The organism is Embleya sp. NPDC020630 (genome assembly GCF_044334985.1).
GTDB lineage: Bacteria > Actinomycetota > Actinomycetes > Streptomycetales > Streptomycetaceae > Embleya.
The window spans coordinates 75134-94820 of sequence record NZ_JBIRUB010000029.1; the positions used below are offsets into that span (position 1 = coordinate 75134).

At 72.5% G+C, this 19687-nt stretch carries 14 protein-coding genes; 7 read left to right on the forward strand and 7 right to left on the reverse strand.

The features are described 5' to 3' along the window. Window positions 1–165: 165 nt before the first annotated feature. Window positions 166–834, forward strand: coding sequence for an NUDIX domain-containing protein (locus ACH4XV_RS43865; RefSeq protein WP_395799397.1), 669 nt, complete (start codon window positions 166–168; stop codon window positions 832–834). Here ACH4XV_RS43865 and ACH4XV_RS43870 read toward each other — a convergent pair. The 3 genes from ACH4XV_RS43870 to ACH4XV_RS43880 all read right to left on the reverse strand — a co-directional run bounded on the left by ACH4XV_RS43870 (window position 831) and on the right by ACH4XV_RS43880 (window position 3066). Next, window positions 831–1748: an aminoglycoside phosphotransferase family protein gene (locus tag ACH4XV_RS43870; RefSeq protein WP_395799399.1), complete on the reverse strand. Its 918-nt coding sequence runs from the start codon at window positions 1746–1748 to the stop codon at window positions 831–833. The genes ACH4XV_RS43865 and ACH4XV_RS43870 overlap by 4 nt on opposite strands. A gap of 146 nt (window positions 1749–1894) precedes the next feature. Continuing rightward, the gene (locus ACH4XV_RS43875; RefSeq protein ID WP_395799401.1) at window positions 1895–2359 is read right to left on the reverse strand and encodes a hypothetical protein; all 465 of its coding nucleotides are present in this window, start codon (window positions 2357–2359) and stop codon (window positions 1895–1897) included. Between the two features lie 101 nt (window positions 2360–2460). Then, window positions 2461–3066, reverse strand: coding sequence for a TetR/AcrR family transcriptional regulator (locus ACH4XV_RS43880; RefSeq protein ID WP_395799403.1), 606 nt, complete (start codon window positions 3064–3066; stop codon window positions 2461–2463). 104 nt (window positions 3067–3170) lie between these two features. On the opposite strand from ACH4XV_RS43880, the gene ACH4XV_RS43885 reads away from it, so the two are divergent. Continuing rightward, window positions 3171–4118, forward strand: a complete 948-nt coding sequence (locus tag ACH4XV_RS43885; protein ID WP_395799405.1) for an NAD-dependent epimerase/dehydratase family protein — start codon at window positions 3171–3173, stop codon at window positions 4116–4118. A gap of 94 nt (window positions 4119–4212) precedes the next feature. Here ACH4XV_RS43885 and ACH4XV_RS43890 read toward each other — a convergent pair whose 3' ends face one another. Both ACH4XV_RS43890 and ACH4XV_RS43895 read right to left on the reverse strand, forming a co-directional pair. After that, window positions 4213–4890, reverse strand: a complete 678-nt coding sequence (locus ACH4XV_RS43890; protein ID WP_395799407.1) for a class F sortase — start codon at window positions 4888–4890, stop codon at window positions 4213–4215. Continuing rightward, a complete protein-coding gene (locus ACH4XV_RS43895) occupies window positions 4877–5515 on the reverse strand; it encodes a hypothetical protein (protein ID WP_395799429.1) in 639 nt (212 codons plus the stop codon). Before ACH4XV_RS43895 ends, ACH4XV_RS43890 begins: the two co-directional genes overlap by 14 nt. Before the next feature lie 563 nt (window positions 5516–6078). Here ACH4XV_RS43895 and ACH4XV_RS43900 point away from each other — a divergent pair. The 3 genes from ACH4XV_RS43900 (at window position 6079) to ACH4XV_RS43910 (ending at window position 11847) form a co-directional block, all read left to right on the forward strand. Next, complete coding sequence (locus ACH4XV_RS43900) at window positions 6079–8736, forward strand: SpoIIE family protein phosphatase (protein ID WP_395799409.1); 2658 nt, start codon at window positions 6079–6081, stop codon at window positions 8734–8736. A 44-nt stretch (window positions 8737–8780) separates the two neighbouring features. Then, window positions 8781–10937: a SpoIIE family protein phosphatase gene (locus ACH4XV_RS43905; RefSeq protein ID WP_395799411.1), complete on the forward strand. Its 2157-nt coding sequence runs from the start codon at window positions 8781–8783 to the stop codon at window positions 10935–10937. A 106-nt stretch (window positions 10938–11043) separates the two neighbouring features. Then, a complete protein-coding gene (locus tag ACH4XV_RS43910) occupies window positions 11044–11847 on the forward strand; it encodes an IclR family transcriptional regulator (RefSeq protein ID WP_395799413.1) in 804 nt (267 codons plus the stop codon). A gap of 33 nt (window positions 11848–11880) precedes the next feature. Here the strand turns inward: ACH4XV_RS43910 and ACH4XV_RS43915 are convergent, their stop codons facing one another. Together ACH4XV_RS43915 and ACH4XV_RS43920 are read right to left on the reverse strand one after the other, a co-directional pair. Further along, entirely contained in the window at window positions 11881–13353 is a 1473-nt protein-coding gene (locus ACH4XV_RS43915) for an alpha/beta hydrolase (protein WP_395799415.1), read from the reverse strand. Between the two features lie 239 nt (window positions 13354–13592). Next, window positions 13593–14522, reverse strand: a complete 930-nt coding sequence (locus tag ACH4XV_RS43920) for a winged helix-turn-helix transcriptional regulator (protein WP_395799417.1) — start codon at window positions 14520–14522, stop codon at window positions 13593–13595. 277 nt (window positions 14523–14799) lie between these two features. On the opposite strand from ACH4XV_RS43920, the gene ACH4XV_RS43925 reads away from it, so the two are divergent. Together ACH4XV_RS43925 and fusA are read left to right on the forward strand one after the other, a co-directional pair. Then, window positions 14800–16053, forward strand: a complete 1254-nt coding sequence (locus ACH4XV_RS43925) for an MFS transporter (protein ID WP_395799419.1) — start codon at window positions 14800–14802, stop codon at window positions 16051–16053. Window positions 16054–16865: 812 nt separating this feature from the next. Further along, window positions 16866–18992: an elongation factor G gene (gene fusA / locus ACH4XV_RS43930; RefSeq protein WP_395799421.1), complete on the forward strand. Its 2127-nt coding sequence runs from the start codon at window positions 16866–16868 to the stop codon at window positions 18990–18992. Window positions 18993–19687 lie beyond the last annotated feature (695 nt).

Sequence of the window (19687 nt, forward strand, 5' to 3'; positions counted from 1 at the left end):
GGAAACTCTTGGCCACCGAATGCCACCGCACGTCTCCCGAAGCCCGGCCGGCATTCTGGCACCCCGATCAGACCACCCGGACCCACCTCGTCACACCCCGCCCCCGCCTCACTCCTCTCCACGGCACTGCCCTGCACTGCACTGCACGAGACGAAAGGTCATCCGATGACCGACGGCATCGACACCCCCGACCGGCGCGGTCGCACCGGCCTCGACCGCTACGGCCGCGACCTCACCCGCAACCCGAGGGTGCGGATCCACGACGTGGAGGTGTTGTCCTGCGACTGGTATGTGCTGCGCAAGACCACCTTCGACTACCGGCATGCCGACGGTCACTGGAGCCGCGAGCAGCGCGAGAACTACGACCGGGGCGACGGCGCCACGATCCTGCTCTACGACGTGGAGCAGCGCACGGTGCTGCTGACCCGCCAGTTCCGGCTGCCCGCCTACGTCAACGAGCACCCGGACGGCTTCCTGATCGAGACCGCCGCCGGCCTCCTCGACGGCGACGCCCCCGAGGAGGCCATCCGCCGTGAGGCGGCCGAGGAGACCGGACACGTCGTCGGTACGCCCGAACACGTCTTCGACGTCTACATGAGCCCGGGTTCGGTCACCGAGCGGCTGCACTTCTTCGCCGCCCCGTACAGCCCCGGCACGGCCGCCGGCCTCGGCGGCGGGATTGCCGCCGAGGGCGAGGACATCGACACCCTGGAACTGCCGTTCACCGAGGCGTTGGCGATGATCCGGGACGGCCGGATCGCGGACGCCAAGACCATCATGCTGCTGCAATGGGCGGCCCTGGACGGCCCGTTCCGCGCGAAGGACACGGCTTAACGACGCAGCAGGGCCTCGGCGAGTGCGACCTGGGCGGGGTCGAGGGCGGTGCTGCCGTCCTCGACGTCCCACAGCGCGTTCTGCAGGATCCGGCCGAGGGTCCAGCCGACGGCGCGTTGTCGGTCCAGGCCGACCACCTCGGTGAGTCGGTCGAAGCGGCGATACACCGTACGGGCCACCTCGCCCGTCGCGACGGCCTCGGACAGGCGGCTGTCCAGGGCGGGCCACAGGTCGAAGCCCGGGTCGCCGGCCAGCGGTTCGGGGTCGATGGCCAGCCACGGCTCGCGCTCGCCGGCCAGGACGTTGTCGTAGTGCAGGTCCCAGTGCAGCAGGCGATCGCCGGGTTCGTCGACGAGTTCGGCCACGGCCGACGCGCAGGTGCGCACGAGCCGGCGTTCGGTCGGGTCGGCCAGCGCCGCCACCGCGCGGGGTGTGTCGTCGAGCATGGCCGCGGCGATGTCGGCCAGTCGGCGCATCCCGGCGGGCGCCGGCACCGCGACGAGGCGGGCCATCAACTCGGCGAGGGTCTGCGTGGCGACGGCGTCGTCGGGCAGCGCCGCCAACGTGCGCGTCGCGTCGAGGCGTTCGAGGAGTTGGGCGTCGGTGTCCGGGTCGTGGTCGAGCAGGCGCACGATGCCGTCGCCCCGCCAGGCCCGCAGGCCGGGCACGACGCCGGCGTTGTCCTCGGCGACCTGCTGGAGCCGCAGCACGGCGGGCGTACCGTCGGCGCGGGTCACCGGAAGCACGACGGCGGCCATGCCGTGGGCGGCGGGGCCGTCCGGACGTAGGGACCAGCGGTCCATGACGTCGGCGGCCAGGGTCGGCAGCGCGGCGATCCAGGCGCGACCGGCGGCGGTCCCGCCGTGCGCCGCGGCGAACGTGTCGGGGACGTCGAGGGGTGTCGACGTGGTCATTTCGGTTGTCTCCTTCGTAAGATCCGGGTTTCGTGCGGGTCCGAAGGAGTCACGGGGGTGCCCGGGGCGCGGGCAGGCGTCAACGCATGTCGTGCAGCCTATCCACAGGTCGCGAAACCGGGCGGGAAGCCGGACGCGGGGCCGGGTCAGGCCACATCGCGCAACATGCGGCCGGCGTAGACGTCGCTCACGTGTCCGCGCAGGTGTGCCCAGACCGCGACGGAGCAGGGGAACTCGCTGTCCCCGTAGGCGATGTAGATGGTTTCCTCGCGTCGGAACAGGCCGTGTTCAGCGTCCTGTGGCTCCGGCCACTCGCGGACCACGGCGGCGGCGTGCTCGGCGTCGACGCAGCGCAAAGGCACCACGGCCAGGCGCTCGTACTCCCTGGGCACGGTGTGCGCGATGACCTGGACGTCGCCCATGTGCCGACCGAACGCCCGCAGGTGATCGGCGCGCGCCCAGGGACGGTTGGACTCCCAGGTACCGCACGAGCACTTGGCGCGCGTGGCGACGAAACCGAGTGCGTGGTGGTCGCCGGGGTAGGTGGTGAACTCGATTTGGTGGCGGTCGAGGCGCACCAGCGGGTCCTGGGTGTAATTCGGCATGCTCATGAGGGTTCCCCCGAGGTGAGGTCGCGTGGTAATAGGACGAGCGTAGGCAAGCCCACCGACAACGGCGACCGGATTATTCGGCTTCGGTTCGGTCGGCCCGCCTACCCGGCCGGCTCGGGGTGGTGGCCGCGACAGGCGGCCTCCAGGGCCAGGCGCCAGCGGCGGTCGGCGCACTCCTCGTCGCCCAGCGCGCCGCGCAGTTCCAGACTGGCCAACCCGTGGACGAGGGCGCTCATGTGGGCGGCTATGTCCGCCGGGTCGGCGGGCCCGAACCGGCCGGCGTCCACACAGCGGGCGACCGCGCGCAGCAGCGTGTCGTGGGTGCCGCCGATCCGGGCCAGGTCCGCCTCGTCGGGGCGGAATTCGGCGATCGGTCGGCCGAACATCAGGTCGTAGCGGTGCGGATTGGCCCGGGCCGCGGCGCGGTAGGCGTGGCCCAGGGCGAGCAGGTCGGCCTCGGGGTCGCCGTCCACCGGCACCCGGGCAAACCGCTCCTCCAGCGCCGCGAAGCCGTCCAGGAACATCGCGCGCAGCAGGCCCGCCTTGTCCTCGAAGAGGTTGTAGACGGCGGTGGTCGACGCGCCCACCTCGTGGGCGACCCGCCGGGTGCTGAGCGCCTGTGGACCCTCGGTGGCGAGCAGTCGACCGGCGGCGTCGATCAATGCGCGACGCAGTTCGTCCCAATCGCGCGTACGTGGCCGTCCCATGTTGACAACTGTAACGCAACGCTGTTACATAACGCTGTAATCAAAGTCACCCTCGCCGGGACGGGTCGTCCGCCGCCGCGTCGGGGCCACTCTCGGGAGTCCACATGTCCACCGCGTCCGAACTGCACGTGGTCCTCGGCGCCGGCGGTGCCGTCGGCGCCACACTCGTCGACGAACTGCACGCTCGCGGCCGGCGGATCCGGGCTGTCAACCGCAGCGGCGGGCTCACCGTGCCCGAGGGCGTCGAGGTGGTGCGCGGCGATGTCACCACGCCGGACGGCGCGACCGCCGCGTGCGCCGGGGCCGCGGTGGTGTACCACTGCGCGGCGCCGGCCTACACGGCCTGGGTGAGCGAGTTCCCGCCGCTGACCGACGCGATCCGCCGGGGCGCGGCGGCGGCCGGGGCCAAGCTGGTGTTCGCCGACAACCTCTACATGTACGGGCCGGTGAGCGGCGCGATGACGGAGGACCTGCCCTACGCCGCGGAGAACCCCAAGGGGCGGGTGCGGGCCACGATGGCACGGTCGTTGCTGGCCGCGCACGAGGCCAGCGAACTGCGGGTGGCGATCGGGCGGGCCTCCGACTACTTCGGGCCGCGCGGGGTGAACAGCACGGTGGGCGAGACGGTGTTCGGCGCCGCGGTGCGGGGCAAGGTGGTGCGCTGGGTGGGCTCGTTGGACCAGCCGCACTCGCTCAGCTACCTGCCCGACTTCGCCAAGGGCCTGGCCGTGCTGGGCGAGGACGCCAGAGCCGACGGCCGGGCCTGGCACGTACCCACAGCCGAGCCGCTGACGGGCAAACAGTTCCTCGACCTGCTGTTCGCGGAAGTGGGCCGCCCCGGCAAGTCCGCAGCGGTGAACCACACCGCCCAGCGCCTACTGGGCCTGGTGAACCCGACGGTGCGCGCCCTGGGCGAAACCTGGTACCAACGCGACCGCCCCTTCGTCGTCGACTCCACCAGCTTCACCGACACCTTCGGCGCTCTCCCCCCAACCCCCCACACGACGGCGATCGCCAAAACCCTGTCCTGGTTCCGCAAGGCGACCACCTGAGCCCACGACCCGCTCCCTTCCCGATCCCGCCTCACGGGGGCGTGAGTGCGGGTCGGCATGGGGGCCTCAGGGGCTACCAGGAGCTGGAAGCGGGCTATCGAGTGGCGGTCAAGTGGGCAAAAACCACGACGTTCGCGGCGTAGCCGGTGCGCTTGTCGTAGTGGCCGCCGCAGGTGATCACGCGTAGTTCGGCGGCGTCGGTGGTGCCGTAGACGACGTCGTCCGGGAAGGCGTCCTTCGGGAAGGACCGGACGGCGTCGATGCTGAACACCGCCGTCTTGCGGTCCCGGCGCTGGACCTCGATCCGGTCGCCGACACGCAGCAGGCCGAGCTTGAAGAACACGGCCGGGCCGGAGCGGGTGTCCGCGTGGCCGACGGTGACGGCGTTGCCGCGAGCCCCCGGCGCGACCCCGTCGCGATACCAGCCGACCAGGTTCCTGTTGCCCACCGGCGGGGTGGCCAGCCGGCGGTCCGGACCGGTGCCGAGCGTGCCCATCGGCGCGTTCACGCCGATCGCCGGGATCCGCATCCTGACCGGCACCGACTCCGGCAGCGGTGCGGCGTCCACCCGGCGCGGCCCGTCGGCGGGCACCCGGGCGTGCGGGACGGCGGCCACGTCCGCGACGGGAGCCGGCGGCCGTTCGACGCCGCCGTCCCCCGAACCGTGGTGGACCAACCACAATCCGGCGATCAGCGCCAGCGCGGTCGCTCCGGCCGCCAGCGGGCCGGAGCGACGGTTACGGTGCGCCGACCGTGTGTCAGGACGTGCCATCGCCCGTGGCCCGGCGACGACGGACGAGGTGGATCCCGAAGCCGGCGAGGGCGGCACCGGCCACCACCGCGCCGACGGTCACCTCGCCCGCGTCGAACGTCGAGGCACCGCCGCCGCCACCGGCGTTGACGCTGCCGGCCGGACGTCCGCCGGTGCTGCCGCCGGTGCTGCCGGCCGTGGTGACGCCGCCGGTCGTCCCCGGAGGACAGTCGACCTTGAAGACCTTCTGCTTGCCCGTCCCGTTCTCGCCGGCGAAGGTCCATACGAGCTTGTACTGGCCGTTGGGCAGGGTGAGGGTCCCGGTGTGTCCGGTGCCGTCGATGAGGGTGATGGATCCCCCGAGGACGGGACCGTCGGCCTTCGGCGGCTGCGCGGCGATCGTGTAGGTGACCTGCTGCACGGTGTCGAAGTTGAACGCCGCCAGATTGAACAGGCACACCTTGGTCTCGTCCCGCTGGTCGGTCGGCGGGGTGGTGATCGAGTGCACCTTGACGTCACCGTTGTCCCCCGGTGCCAGGGGCAACGCGTACACGGGGCCGGCGCCGGCGAACACGGCGGCGCCCAGCGCGATCGCCGCGACGGTCGGCCGCCGGAGTCGGGTGGTCGAACTGCGTAGGGATGGCATCACGATGGGCACTCCACGATGAGGGCGAACGACTTAGGTCGTATCACCTGAAAATGGGACATTACAACGGTGCAGTCCTCACCCACCCCTCCTACGCCGACACGCCCCACCGGGCCCCGGCTTTCACCCAAACAACCCACCCCCAGAGCCCACACGGGCCCAACCGCAACCGAGCGAAGCCAGGCAAAGCCAGGCGGAGGCCGAGCGGGGCCAGGCGGAGGCCGAGCGGGAAGCGCAAGGGTCGAGCGCGGCCAAGCGCGGATCGGGCGGGGATCAGGTGGGGCCGAATGGAACCAGGCAACCGCCGGGCCAGGCCGAGCCGGACCCGGCGGGCCGGGCGGGCCGGCGGGGGCGGGGAAAGGTCCGGCGGGGTGGGCGTGACCTGGGTGGAGCGGTGACCGGGCTTCCGGTGGGGGCGGGGTCGAGTTGCCGGCGGAGTCGGGGCTTGTTCAATCTGTATGCATTTGCCCGTTTGACATTGATTCCGGGCAGGCGTACTCCGAGACTATGTGCGCGCGACCCGTGGAGTGGTCGCTGCGCCGGACGGGACGAGGGAGGCGCCGATGAGCGGAAGCGGTCACGGGGCCCATACCGGGCCCCTCTCCCTGCCCCTGATCCGGAGCGGCGCCGATCGTAACGACCACGTCGACGGGATTCTGGCCGATTGCTCCAATTGCCTGGACGCGGCGGTGCAGGCCACCGGGGCCTACGCCGGAGTGGTCTATCTGCGCTCGCCCGACCGCCGCTCGCTGGTCCTCGCCAAGGTCGCGGGCCTGGCCGTGTCCCTGCTCGGCCCGTGGAGCCGGGTCCCGGTCACGGGCGCGCTGCCCGCGCCGGAGGCGTACCGCACCGGCCGCATCGTGTTCCTGGCCGACGACGGCGACACCATGCGGCGCTTCCCGCAGCTGGCGCTCGGCATGCCGTACGCCTATGCCTCCGCCTCGGCCCCGATCCGCGTCCGCGGCAACGGCAACGGCGGCGAGACGTTCGGCGTGGTCACGCTGATGTGGCCCGCCTCCCCCGGGCGCGGGCTGCCGGCCGCCCGAAGGCGCCGCCTGCGCGCGGCGGCCAAACGGCTCGGCAACGCCCTGAGCGCCCGCAGCGGTCCCGGCACCGACATCGCCTACGACGGTCCGCCGACCGTGACCCTGCTGCCCACCGACACCTTCCCGCTGATCCGGGTGGGCCTGTTCGACTGGAACGTGACCACCGGCGACTTCGACGCCGACGAGGAACTGTGCGAGTTGTTCGGCATCGCCCCGGCCGACTTCGACCGCCGCGCGGCCACGCTGGCCGCGCGGGTGGTCTCCGGCGGCGGGCGCGAGTTCCGCGAGGCCGCGCATCGGGCTGTGGAGACCGGTCGGGTACTGGCCTGGCGCCTCCAGGTGGCCGGCCCCGACGGCACGCGCCGGCCGCTGGAGGTGTGGGGGCGCATCCCCGAGGACGAGACCGGGGGCCGGGCCCGGCACCTGGTCGGCGCCGTCCTGGACCTCGGCACCGGAGCCGCCGCCGCGGAGGCCGTGGAGCGACTGCGCGACGGCGTCTTCTCGCTCGACGGCGAGGGCCGGGTCACCTACGCCAGCCGCAACCTGGCCGACCTGCTCGGGGTGCGCCTGGAGGACGTACTCGGCCACACCCCCTGGGACGCGCTGCCGTGGCTCGCCGACCCCGCGTACGAGGACCGCTACCGGGCCGCGATGCTCTCCCAGCAACCCGGCTCGTTCCTGGCCCGCACCCCGCGCGACCGCTGGCTGTCGTTCTCGCTCTACCCCGACCCGTACGGCCTGACCGGCAAGGTGGTCCCGGTCGCCCCGCCGCCCGGCGCGAGCGAGGCGGCGGACGACGCCGAGGCCGCCCGCCCGACCGGAGCGCCGGAGACCGAGGCCGCCCCGCCCCGGCTCGGTGCGATCTACCACGTGCTCCAAATGGCCGGCTCGCTCACCGAGGCGGTGTCCGTCGGCGAGGTGTGCGAGGTGGTCGCCGATCAGATCCTGCCCGCGTTCGGCGGCCGCGAGCTGGCGATCTACGTGGTCCGCGACAAACGTTTCTTCCTGGCCCTCGAAAGCGGCTACCCCGAGGGGTTCCTGGATAGCTTCGAGGGCGTCGCGCTGGACGCGGCGCTGCCCGGCGTGGAGGCGCTGACCCGGGGTGTACCGATCTTCATCGAGTCGGCGGAGGAGCTGACCGCGGCGTATCCCGGGATCCCGCTGGACGAGATGTCCGCGTGGGCCTTCCTGCCGCTGATCGCCTCCGACCGGGCGGTGGGCAGCTGCATCCTCGGCTTCGACCGGCGGCACACGTTCACCCCCGAGGAGCGCTCGGTGCTCACCGCGCTGAGCGGGCTGATCGCCCAGGCCCTGGAGCGGGCCCGGCTCTACGACGCGGAATTCGCCCTCGCCCGGGGCCTGCAACACGCACTGCTCCCGCACCGGCTGCCGACGCTGCCGAACCTGGAGGTGGTGGCCCGCTATCTGCCCGGCACCCAGGGCATGGAGATCGGCGGCGACTGGTACGACGTGATCGACACCGGCCGCGCGGTCGCCCTGGTGATCGGCGACGTCGAGGGGCACAGCGTGGCCGCGGCCGGCACGATGGGCCAACTGCGGAGCGCGGTAAGAGCGTTCGCCACCGGGGGGCAGCGGCCCGACGAGGTGGTGAGCTGTACCAATCGGCTGCTCGCCGATCTGGATCCCGGCCTGTTCGCCAGCTGCTGCTACATCGAACTGGACCCGGCGAGCGGGCGGGCCGAGGCGGTCCGGGCGGGACATCCGCCGCCGCTGCTGCGCGGTGCCGACGGCCGTACCCGGGTGGTCGAACTGCCCGGCGGCCCGCTGCTCGGGGTGGACCGGGCCGCCGAATATCCGGTGACCCGAATGGCCCTGGAGCCCGGCTCGGTCCTGGCGCTGTACACCGACGGCCTCGTCGAGGAGGTCGGCGTGGACCTGGACCGGGGCATCGACCGCATGCGCGCCTCCCTCTCACACGCCGCCGACGCCGGCCTCTCCGACGTGGCCGACCGCATGTTGCGCGACGCGGGCCGACTGAACGAGCGCGCGGACGACGTGGCCGTACTGCTGACCCGCCGACTGCGACCGATCCCGGATATGGGGTCCGCTCCGAACGCGGGCCCCGCCGCAAACGCCGGACCCGCCCCGGCCATGGGAGCCCTCCCGAACCCCGGCCCCGCCCCCGGCACGGGACCCGTCGCCGATCTGCGCTGAGCGGCAAACGCGCGACCATGGAATGAGGAGGACAGGAGGGCTTGATGGGCACACCGCACACCGCCGGTGCCGACGACGCCGGCGACGCCTCTTCCGCCGTGCCCTGGGGCGCGGACCGGGCACTCCTCGACCATCTGCTCAACCGTGCCCCCATCGGCATGGCGGTGGTCGATCGCGACCTGCGCTGCGTATGGATCAACGACCATCTCGAGGAGCGCGGCGGCATCCCGCGCGACAAACGCCTGGGCCGGCGGCTCAGCGAGGCGCTGCCCGGGCTGCCGGCGCAGCACATCGAGGCGCGGATGCGCGAGGTCCTGGCGACCGGGGTGCCGCTGATCGACCACGAGTACCAGGGCCGCACCGCCGGCGATCCGGAGCACGTGCACGCCTACTCGACCTCGTTCTTCCGCCTCGAGGACAGCGAAGGGCGCCCGGCCGGGGTCTGCTACCTCGTCATCGACGTCACCGACCGATGGCGGGCCCGGCAACGGCTGGCCCTGCTGAGCGACATCGGCGCCCGGATCGGCACCACCCTGGACGTCGCGCGCACCGCCCAGGAGCTGGCCGACGTCGCCGTCCCCGACCTGGCCGACTTCGTCGCGGTGGACCTGCTCGAACCGGTGCTCAGCGGCGTCGAGCCCGAGCCCGGCCCGGTCCGCCGGGCCAACCCCGACCTGATCCGGGTCGGCCAGCGCTCGGTGCGCGAGGGCCGGCACGGCGGCGTGGACGACGACCTCGTCGAGTCGATCGCCCGGATCGGCGAACGTGCCCCCGTAGCCCGCAACTCCCCCGGCGCCCGCTGCCTGGTCGACGGCAAGGCCGTACTCGAACCGCTCCTGGATCCGGACCTGCTGCCGTGGCTCGCCGAGGACCGCGTCTCCACCGACCGCACCCGCCGGGTGGGCCTGCACTCGATGATGGTCGTACCGATCCGGGCCCGCGGCACGATCCTCGGCGTGACGCACTTCTTCCGCCGCGACACCCCCGACCCGTTCGAGAGCGACGACCTGATCCTGGCCGAGGAGTTCGTCTCCCGCGCCGCGGTGTGCATCGACAACGCGCGCCGCTTCACCCACGAACACGCCGCCGCGCTGGCCCTGCAACGCAGCCTGCTCCCGCACGGACTGCCCCGGCAGACCGCGGTCGAGGTGGCCAGCCGCTACCTGCCCGCCGACGACCGGGCCGGGGTGGGCGGCGACTGGTTCGACGTGATCCCGCTGTCCGGCGCGCGCGTCGCGCTCGTGGTCGGCGACGTGGCCGGGCACGGCATGCACGCGGCGGCGACCATGGGCCGGCTGCGCGCGTCCGTACACACCCTGGCCGACCTGGACATGTCCCCCGACGAACTGCTCGCCCACCTGGACGACCTGGTCATCCGGTTCGTCGACGAAGAGGGCACCGGCGAGGGCGGCGTGGACACCACCGCGCTGGGCGCGAGCTGCCTGTACGCGGTCTACGACCCGGTGAGCCGGCTGTGCACGATGGCCCGTGCCGGGCATCCACCGCCCGCGCTGGTCCACCCCGACGGCACGGTGGAGTTCCCGGACCTGCCCGCCGGGCCGCCGCTCGGGCTGGGCGGACTGCCGTTCGAGGCGACCGAACTGGAACTGCCCGAGGGCAGCCTGCTCGTGCTCTACACCGACGGCCTGGTCGAGGGGCGCGATCGTGACGTCGAGTCCGGGATGGACCGGCTGCGCGCCTCGCTGGCCGACCCCGACCGGCCGCTGGACGAGTTGTGCCGGTCGGTGCTCGGCATCCTCCCGCAGAATCCGCCGCAGGACGACGTGGCGCTGCTGATCGCGCGCACCCGCAAGCTGGACTCCTCGAAGGTGGTGTCCTGGGACCTCCCGGCCGACCCCGCCTTCGTCGCCGAGGCCCGCACCCTGGCGGGCCGGCAGCTCGCCGAATGGGGGCTGGACGAGATCGCCTTCACCACCGAACTGGTGGTCAGCGAACTGGTCACCAATGCCATCCGCTACGCCTCCGGGCCGATCCGGCTGCGGCTGATCCGCGACGCCACGCTGATCTGCGAGGTGTCCGACGCGACCAGCACCACGCCCCGGTTGCGGCACGCGCGGACCACCGACGAGGGCGGGCGCGGGTTGTTCCTGGTCGCCCAGTTCACCCAGCGCTGGGGCACCCGCTACACCACCGACGGCAAGACGATCTGGGCGGAACTGCTGCTGTCCGGACCTGAGTGAGAGCGCGGCTGCGGGCGGCCGTTTTTCGACCCCTCGCCGCGCGGCCCGGATCGGGTGCCGGCAGCCGTCCCCGGCCCGTGTCGGCGGCCCCTGATAGCGTTCCCGGATGCCAGGAACCACCCCCCGGGACGCCGACCATGGGTCGGGCCATCGTGGGCGCAACTCCACGGCCGACCGCGCCCTCGACATCCTGCTGCTGTTCCGCGACGACCGGCTCGCGCTGACCGCGTCGCAGGTCGCGGGGCATCTGGGGGTGGCCCGGTCCACCGCGTACCGCTATCTGCAGAGCCTGACCGCCAACGGCTTCCTGGAGGAGAACGACGGCGGTGTCGGCTTTCGGCTCGGGCCGCGGGTGCTCGACCTGGCCCGGCTCGCGCGCAAGGGGGTCGGGCTGTCCGAACTGGCCCGCCCGGTGATGCGCGAACTGGCGCTCGCGGTCGGCCAGCCGGTGCTGCTCACCCGGCGCACCGGCGATTCGGTGGTGTGTCTGGAGCGCGAGGAGGCGCTGCACACGTTGCGCCTGTCCTACGAGCGCGGCCAGGTGTTCCCGGTCAACGCCGGCGCCGCCGCGCTGACCCTGCTGGCGTGGGCGCCCGAGGCCGACATCGAACGGGTACTGGCCCGCCCGCTGCCGCGCTTCACCGACGCGACCATCACCCACCCGGACGAACTGCGGGTACGCCTGGCCGGGATCCGGGCCCGGGGCTACGCGGTGGCCCGCGGCGAGTTCGACCCGGACCTGCTCGGCATCGGCGCCCCCGTACACCGCGAGGACGGCGCGATCGTCGCGGCGGTCAGCATCGCCGCGCTGTCCCACCGCATCCCCGACGAGCAGGTGCCGCACTATGTCACGGCGGTCCGCGCGTCGGCGGCGGAACTGTCCGCGCGGGTGAGCCGGATGGGGTTGTAGCGGGGGCGGGTCGCCTCGGTGTGCCGCGCCCGGTCAGTCGGGTGCGCAGTGGGTGGTCGGCACGGGTATGCGCGGGTCGATCAGATAGCGGTCGGTGACCGCCGCCACGCAGCGGTTCTTGTCGTAGCTCATGTGCCCCCAGCCGGCCACGGTGACCAGGGTCGCGCCGCGGATCCGTCGCGCCGCGTGTACGGCCCAGGACAGCGGCGTCTGCGGGTCGTGCCGGTTGTTGACCAGGAGGATCGGTGCGCTGCCGGCCACCCGGTAGGGGTGTGGCGGGTTGGTCACGGAGGTGGGTCGGCCCAGGCAGTACGTCATCGCGTTCCAGGCCTGGATGTTGCGGCGCATGTGCGGTGCGAGCGCCTTCGACCGCCGGTCCACGGCGGCGAGCGCGTCGGGGTCGGGGATGTCCAGGCTCCAGTCGGAGCAGAGCACGGCCTGCGAGGTGCGGGCGTCGAGGTCGGGGACGTACGGCGGGGGCGGTGCGAGCAGCGGCGGGGCGGCGTCCATGCCCGCGAGCAGGTCGGCGACCCGCTTCCGGGCGACGGCGAGCGTCTCGGCGGGATCGTGTTTCAGGTACGACATCAGGAACTGCACGCCCGACAGCAGGTTGTCCGGCCCGAGGCCGTGCGTCGGGTCGCCGGGCACGTACAGGGTGCCGGCCTGCGCGCGGGCGTAGAGCCGTTCGAACAGGGCCTCGACATCGCGGCCGTGCAGCGAGCAATCGGTGCTGCCCGCACACCACTTCACGAATTCGGTGAAGGAGTCCTCGGCGGTGGCGGCCTCGGACTCCAGGAATTCGGCGCCGTCGATCGAGTGGTCCATGTTGCTGTCGGCCACCAGGGCGCGGAAGCGGTGCGGGAAGAGTTCGGCGTACTGCTGCGCCATCAGCGTGCCGTAGGACACGCCCCAGAAGCTGAGTCGCGCGTCGCCGAGCGCGGCCCGCAGCGCGTCGATGTCGCGGACCACGGCGAGCGTGTCGAGGTGGTCGTACAGCGGGCCGGTGCCGACCCGGCAACCGTTCGCCAGTCGGCGGTTGTCGGCGGCGAACACGGCGAATCCGGCCGCGGTGGTGGGGTCGGCGGTGGGCCGGGGGCCGGCCTGCGGGCAGTCGAGCGGGGCGCTGCGGCCCCAGCCGCGCGGATCGAAGCCGACCCGGTCGAACCGGGCGTCGATCTCCGCCGAGAAGAAGTTTTTGTACGTGCCGACCACGTCGTCGACGCCGAGCGAGCCGGGGCCGCCGTAGTTCAGCACGAGGGAGCCGATGCGGCGGGTGGGGTCGGTCGCCTTGCGGCGGGCCACGGCCATCTCGAAGGTCTCGCCGCGCGGTTTGCTCCAGTCGACGGGCAGGGTGAGCGCGCCGCAGTCGGCGGTGGGGTCCTGGGGGCACGGATGCCAGGCGATCGGGTGGGTCGGGGCGGCGGCGAGGTCGGTCTGGGCGGGGCGAGCAGGGTCTGCGAAGCGGGCGAGGTCTACGGGACGTGCGGAGGGCGCGGCGGCGAGCACGACGACGCTCGCGCCGACGAGGATCGTCGCGAGCGCTGTCGAGTCGCGTGCGCGCCCGCGCGATGGGTACCGAAATCGTGGCCTGCGTGGCGAGTTCGCCCTCATGCGGACGCTCGCGAGGATCGTGGTCGCATGCCGCGAGACTAGGGGGATCGTTCGGCTTGTACGTCCTGCGTGGGCAGTAGGCCGCAGGTGTCGGTGGTGGTTGCGGGTCCGCCCCGAGGTAGAGCCGGTGTCTCCTACCCGGCGGGGGGCGTGGGGCGGGTTCGGGCGTCGATCAGGGCCAGCGCGTCGGCGACCGAGCCGGCCGGGTCGGGGAGCGGATACAGGACGCCGCGCACGGTGCGGGTGTCGTCGAGGAGCAGGGTGAGCCGCTTGAGGCGGTCGACGCCCGCGGCTCGGAAGGTGGGCAGGCGTAGCGCTGCGGCCAGTTCGAGGTCGGCGTCGGACAGGAGCGGGAATGGGATGTTCGCGTGCGCGGCGAACGCGGCCAATTGGTCGGGGCGTTGGGTGCTGACACCGAGCACGGTGGCGCCGCGGGCGGCGAATTCGGCGAGGCGGTCGCGGTAGGTGGCGGATTCCAGGGTGCAGCCGGGGGCGCCGGGGATCTGGTCCCAGCCGGGGGGATGCCCCTGGACGCCGGGGGCGTAGGCGCCGGGGAAGCAGTACAGGACCGTCCACGGGGTGTCGGCGATCGGGTCGACGCGCTCGGCGGTGGCGGGGGCGGTGGCGCTGACCTCGAGCGCGGCGGCGGGGCGGAGGGTGAGCGCGGGCAGTTTGGTGCCGACCAGGGCGTGCGCCTGGCGGGCCTCGGCCGAGTCGGCCTCGCCGGTGGCGGTCAGCGTGCCGTCGCCGAGCACGAACCGCGTGCCCCAGTTCTGTAGGGCGACCAGGACCGGGAGCAGGCCGCGCCCGGCGTCGGTGAGGTGGTACTCGTAGCGCGGCGGGTGCGGGTGATAGAGCCGCTTCTCCAGCACGCCGTGTTCGACCAGGGCCTTGAGCCGCTGGGCCAGCACCTTGCGGCTGATCCCGACCTGTTCGTGGAGCGCGCCGAACTGGTGTACGCCGGCCGCCACGTCGCGCACGAGCAGCAGGGTCCACCAGTCGCCGACGACGCCGAGCGCCTGGGTGATGGCGCAGTCGGCGTCCGCCAGATCGGTGTATCGCATGTCACCTCGTCTTGCCTGCGTCGATGCGCTCACTATAGTGAGTTTCTATTGGTTACTCACTTGATGGCTGCGGGGCACGGGGGTGCGGATGTCGGGCGACGTGGATGCGGCGGGGTTGGCGGGGGCGGCGGGGGCGGTGGTTGGCGCGGTTGCGGGCGGCGCGGTTGCGGGTGGGGCGGGTGGGGCCGGCGGCGCGGTTGCGGGTGGGGCGGGCGGAGGGACGGCGGGCGGTTTGGGCGGCAGTTCAAGTGGCGGGTCGGCCGGCGGTTCGGGCGCGGTGAGCGGCGAGGCGCCGGTCGGTTCGGGTCGTGGGAGCGGGCCGGTCGGTGGGGGTGGCGCGTTCTGGCGCTACTGGGCCGCGCTGACGATCAGCCACGCCGGGGACGCGGTCACCGCCGTCGCCCTGCCGCTGATCGCGCTTCGCGGCCTGCACGCGACGAGTCTCCAGGTCGGTTTGATCACCGCCGCGCAGTACACCGCCTGGATCCTGATCGGGCTGCCCGCCGGGGTGATCGTGCAGCGCCTGCCGCTGCGCGGGACCCAGGTCGCGATGGACGTGGTGCGCGCGGTCGCGATCGCCTCCGTCCCGATCGCCTGGGCGCTGGACGTACTGGGCCTGTGGCAGTTGGTGGTGGTCGCGTTCGTGATCGGCCTGGCGAGCGTGGTGTTCGATGTGGGCAACTCGGCGCTGCTGCCGTCGATCGTGAGCAAGGAGGAGTTGACGTCCCGCAACAGCCTCACCTCCGGCTCGGTCGCCGCCACCCGGCTCGGCGGCCCGTCGCTCGCCGGCGTACTGGTGCAACTGTGCGGCGCGGCGAGCGGTTTGCTGGTGGACGCGGTCAGCTACCTGTTCTCCGCGGTGCTGCTGCGCACGCTGCCCCGCCCGGCCCGGCAGGTGCCCTCGGACGGCGGCCCCTCGTTGCGGACGCGGATGGCCGAGGGCCTGCGCTACGTGCGCCGGCATCCGGCGATCCGGCCGTGCGTCACGGCGGTGACGGCCGTGAACTTCGTCTGCGGGGCGTTGATGGCGCTCGTCCCGGCCCTGCTCGTGCGCACGTTGCACGCACCGACCGCGCTGGTGGGCGTACTGATCGCGACCGAGGGCGTCGGCAGCCTGATCGGCGCCGCGCTGACCACGCGCCTGGTCGCCCGCTTCGGCAGCGCCCGGACGCTGATCGGGGCCGGGCTGCTGACGCCCGTCGCGGTCGGCTGCATGCCGTTCGCCGGCCACGGGCTCGGGCTGCTCGTCTTCGCCACCGCCAACACCGCGTTCGGCGCCGCGGTCGTAATGATGAGCATCATCACCCGCACCCACCGACAGACCGTGACCCCGCCGGAGTTGCTGCCTCGGGTGATGGCCACGGTCCGCTTCGTGTCCTGGGGCGCGATCCCGTTCGGGGCGCTGACCGCAGGGCTGGCCGCCACGTGGCTGGGCAATCGGGGCGCGCTGGGCACGATGTTCGGTGTCGCGCTGCTGACTCCGGTGGTGCTGGGCGCGAGCCCGATCCGGCGGATGCGCGACCTGGTCTGAACCGGGCGCCGGAAATCCAGATGACCGCGAGCGAGTTCGTGATCTACGGTGGGCGCATGGATGTCACGTTCAAGCGAATCGGTGCGCGACGCCACGCGTTCGGCACCCGACCGCGGAGCGCCCATCCGACGTCGAACCGGGAGCCGTGGAAGGGCCGTTGGCCCGATCGCTCCGGGTCGCCTCGCGGCTGAGCCGCGTTCTGCGCCGTAGCGCGTGGTCGTGTCGACGCATTGACGAGTGGTTGCGTTGTCGCGTCATCGCACGGCTGCACTTTCGCGCTGTTGCGCTGGTGTAGGTCGTTGCGTCGTCGTGTCGTAGCGTCGTTGTGTCGTGACCGGAAACGGTCCCGGCCGTAGGTAGTAGGTGGGTCGGCGACCGTCGATCCACCCGCCGACGCGCGGCCGTATCGCCACCGCCTCCGAGCCGACCCAAAGGCCGCCGCCGCGCGCCGAGTCCGATCCGTTCCGGCTCCGCCCGTCGCACGCCGATCCCCCACCGATCCGCCGATGCCGCGCCCTCGCGCCGCAGCGGTTCGGCATACCGTCATGCCGCCCTCCTTCGGCCTGCCCGGTGCCGTCGAACCCTGCGCGCGCGGTGCGCCCATGGGTCGATGGGGTGTGCCCGGTCGCAACACGACCGGCTACGGCGGCTGTTCGCCATCCATCCCGGTGTGCCCACCGGTGCTCTCCGCTGCCCCGTGCGTGGTGTGCGAACACCCGTACGGAGTCGACGGATCGCCGTGTGCTGCCCGGATTTCGGCACCACCCGTTGCACCCCTTCGTATGAGACATGAGAGAGGGCTTCAGGCCGTCATGACCAGAACCACACGCCACCTCGACCTCGCCACCGTCCGCAACATCGGGATCATGGCCCACATCGACGCGGGCAAGACCACCACCACCGAGCGGATCCTGTTCTACACGGGCGTCTCGTACAAGATCGGCGAGGTGCACGACGGCGCGGCGACCACCGACTGGATGCCCCAGGAGCGCGATCGCGGCATCACCATCACCTCCGCCGCGATCTCCTGCGACTGGACGCTCGACGGCGTCGCACACCGGATCAACCTCATCGACACACCGGGACACGTCGACTTCACCATCGAGGTCGAACGTTGCCTGCGCGTCCTCGACGGCGCGGTCACCGTGTTCGACGGCGTCGCGGGCGTCGAACCGCAGTCCGAAACGGTGTGGCGCCAGGCCGACCGCTACCGCGTACCCCGAATCTGCTTCGTCAACAAACTCGACCGCAACGGCGCCGAGTTCCATCGCTGCGTCGAGATGATCGGCGAACGACTGGGCGCGGTGGCCATTGTCGTACAGGTGCCGATCGGCGCCGAAGCGGACTTTCGCGGGGTGGTCGACCTGGTCCGGATGCGTGCCCTGGTCTGGTCCGCGGACACCGGACTCGGCGAGGCGTACGACGACGTCGACATCCCGGCCGCGTACCTCGCGGACGCCCGCCGATGGCGCGAACGGCTCCTCGAGACGGTCGCCGAGCACGACGACGCGATGATGGAGGCGTACCTGGCGGGCACCGAACCCACCGAGGCGCAACTGCACGCCGCGATCCGGCGGATCACCATCGCCTCCGGTCGCGGCGACGGTCCCACCGTCACGCCGGTCCTGTGCGGAACCGCCTTCCGGAACAAGGGGGTTCAGCCGCTACTCGACGCCGTGGCGCGCTACCTGCCGTCGCCCCTGGACGTGGGGGCGATCCAGGGCCACGCGGTGGGCGCGCCGGAGACGGCCGTCGTCCGCACACCGTCGCCCGAACAGCCGCTCGCGGCACTGGCGTTCAAGATCGCGAGTGATCCGCATCTGGGCAGGCTGACGTTCCTGCGGCTGTACTCCGGCAGCCTGACCGCCGGCGACCAGGTGCAGAACTCGATCAAGGGCCGCACCGAACGTGTGGGCAAGATCTACCGCATGCACGCCGACAAAAGAGAGGAGATCGCCGCCGTGGGCGCGGGCGACATCGTCGCGGTGATGGGGCTGCGCCGGACCACCACCGGCGAAACCCTGTGCGATCCGGCGCACCCGGTGGTGCTGGAGTCGATGGACTTCCCGGTCCCGGTGATCGAGGTGGCCATCGAACCCGCGTCCCGGGCCGACCAGGAGCGGCTGGGCGTCGCGATCCAACGACTGGCCGAGGAGGACCCGTCCTTCCGGGTCAAGACCGACCGGGAGAGCGGGCAGACCATCGTCTCCGGCATGGGCGAACTGCACCTGGAGGTACTGGTAGACCGAATGCGGCTGGAATTCGACGTGGCCGCCTCGGTGGGTCGACCGCGCGTCGCCTACCGCGAAACGGTGAGCGCGCCGGTGCCCGGGCACGACTACACGTACCGCAAACAAAACGGCGGCAAGGGCCAGTTCGCCAAGGTCCGCATCGCCATCGAACCACTGGAGGGAGACGGCTACGAGTTCGTCGACAAGGTCGTCGGCGGCCGCGTCCCGAAGGAGTTCATCCCCTCGGTGGACGCGGGCTGCCGAGCGGCGATGGAACTCGGCGTCCTCGCCGGCTACCCGCTCACCGGCCTGCGGGTAACCCTGCTCGACGGCGCGTTCCATGAGATCGACTCATCCGAAACGGCCTTCCGCATCGCCGGCTCACTGGCCTTCAAGGAGGCCGCGCGACTGGCCCGCCCGACCCTGCTCGAACCGGTGATGGCGGTGGAGGTGACCACACCCGAGGACCACTTGGGCGACGTCATCGGGAACCTCAACGCCAGACGCGGCCAGGTCGAGTCCCTGACCGACCGCTCCGGCGCAAAGGTGATCACCGCACTGGTCCCACTCGCCGAAATGTTCGGCTACGTGGGCGACCTACGCAGCCGAACCTCCGGCCGAGCAAGCTACACAATGGAATTCCACTCCTACACAAGGGTCCCGCCCCACCTGACCCCCGAAATCCCCACGGGAACAACCACGGCCTAACCCACAGCCCAAAGCCAACGGAGGCCCGACAACAAAGGAGGAAGCCCCCCAACCCCGCCCGCCGTCCGGGACCCCGCCCCGGGTGGCGGGCGGGGCACGGGCCTGGGGTGAGTGACCGCCGCCGGCCCGGGGACGCTCCCGGCATGCGCTGCGCTCGCGGTCGCGGTCAGCTGGTGCGGGGGCCTGTCCGAGTCGACGATGTACCGCCGCCGGCGTCCGGGACTCCAAGCCCCGGAATTCCCGAAACCCGGCCGGCAACGGGGGCGGGGAGGGCAAGAATCCTCCAGTTGGGCCTTCCCGAGTGGGCCGGGTGTTCTCGGCGCGCGTCGCGCCCTGGGCTGCGGGGTAACCGGTCCGGGGCCGGTCAGAGTCGGTGGTGGGCCGCCGCCGGCGTGCGGGGCTCCAAGACCCGAAGCTCCCGACGAGGCAGGCGTGTTGCTCGGCGAAAAACCGGCCGGCAGCAGCGGAGCGGGTGAGGGGCCGGGCCGAGTCCTCCGACGGACGCTCCCGAGTGGGTCGGGCATTCCCGGCACACGTCCCGCCTTGGGCTGCGGGGTGACCGGTCCGGGGCTGGCCAGAGTCGATGGTGAGCCGCCGCCGGCGTGCGGGGCTCAGAGATTCGGGGCTGCCGGTGAGGCAGGTGTGTTGCTCACCGAAAACCGGCCGGCAGCGGCGGAGCGGATGAGGGGTCGGGT

What these genes read in the sequence shown, in the direction of transcription:
- ACH4XV_RS43865 (WP_395799397.1), top strand. Translation starts at nt 166, where the DNA reads ATGACCGACGGCATCGACACCCCCGACCGGCGCGGTCGCACCGGCCTC.
- ACH4XV_RS43870 (WP_395799399.1), bottom strand. Translation starts at nt 1,748, where the DNA reads ATGACCACGTCGACACCCCTCGACGTCCCCGACACGTTCGCCGCGGCG.
- ACH4XV_RS43875 (WP_395799401.1), bottom strand. Translation starts at nt 2,359, where the DNA reads ATGAGCATGCCGAATTACACCCAGGACCCGCTGGTGCGCCTCGACCGC.
- ACH4XV_RS43880 (WP_395799403.1), bottom strand. Translation starts at nt 3,066, where the DNA reads ATGGGACGGCCACGTACGCGCGATTGGGACGAACTGCGTCGCGCATTG.
- ACH4XV_RS43885 (WP_395799405.1), top strand. Translation starts at nt 3,171, where the DNA reads ATGTCCACCGCGTCCGAACTGCACGTGGTCCTCGGCGCCGGCGGTGCC.
- ACH4XV_RS43890 (WP_395799407.1), bottom strand. Translation starts at nt 4,890, where the DNA reads ATGGCACGTCCTGACACACGGTCGGCGCACCGTAACCGTCGCTCCGGC.
- ACH4XV_RS43895 (WP_395799429.1), bottom strand. Translation starts at nt 5,515, where the DNA reads ATGCCATCCCTACGCAGTTCGACCACCCGACTCCGGCGGCCGACCGTC.
- ACH4XV_RS43900 (WP_395799409.1), top strand. Translation starts at nt 6,079, where the DNA reads ATGAGCGGAAGCGGTCACGGGGCCCATACCGGGCCCCTCTCCCTGCCC.
- ACH4XV_RS43905 (WP_395799411.1), top strand. Translation starts at nt 8,781, where the DNA reads ATGGGCACACCGCACACCGCCGGTGCCGACGACGCCGGCGACGCCTCT.
- ACH4XV_RS43910 (WP_395799413.1), top strand. Translation starts at nt 11,044, where the DNA reads ATGCCAGGAACCACCCCCCGGGACGCCGACCATGGGTCGGGCCATCGT.
- ACH4XV_RS43920 (WP_395799417.1), bottom strand. Translation starts at nt 14,522, where the DNA reads ATGCGATACACCGATCTGGCGGACGCCGACTGCGCCATCACCCAGGCG.
- fusA (WP_395799421.1), top strand. Translation starts at nt 16,866, where the DNA reads ATGACCAGAACCACACGCCACCTCGACCTCGCCACCGTCCGCAACATC.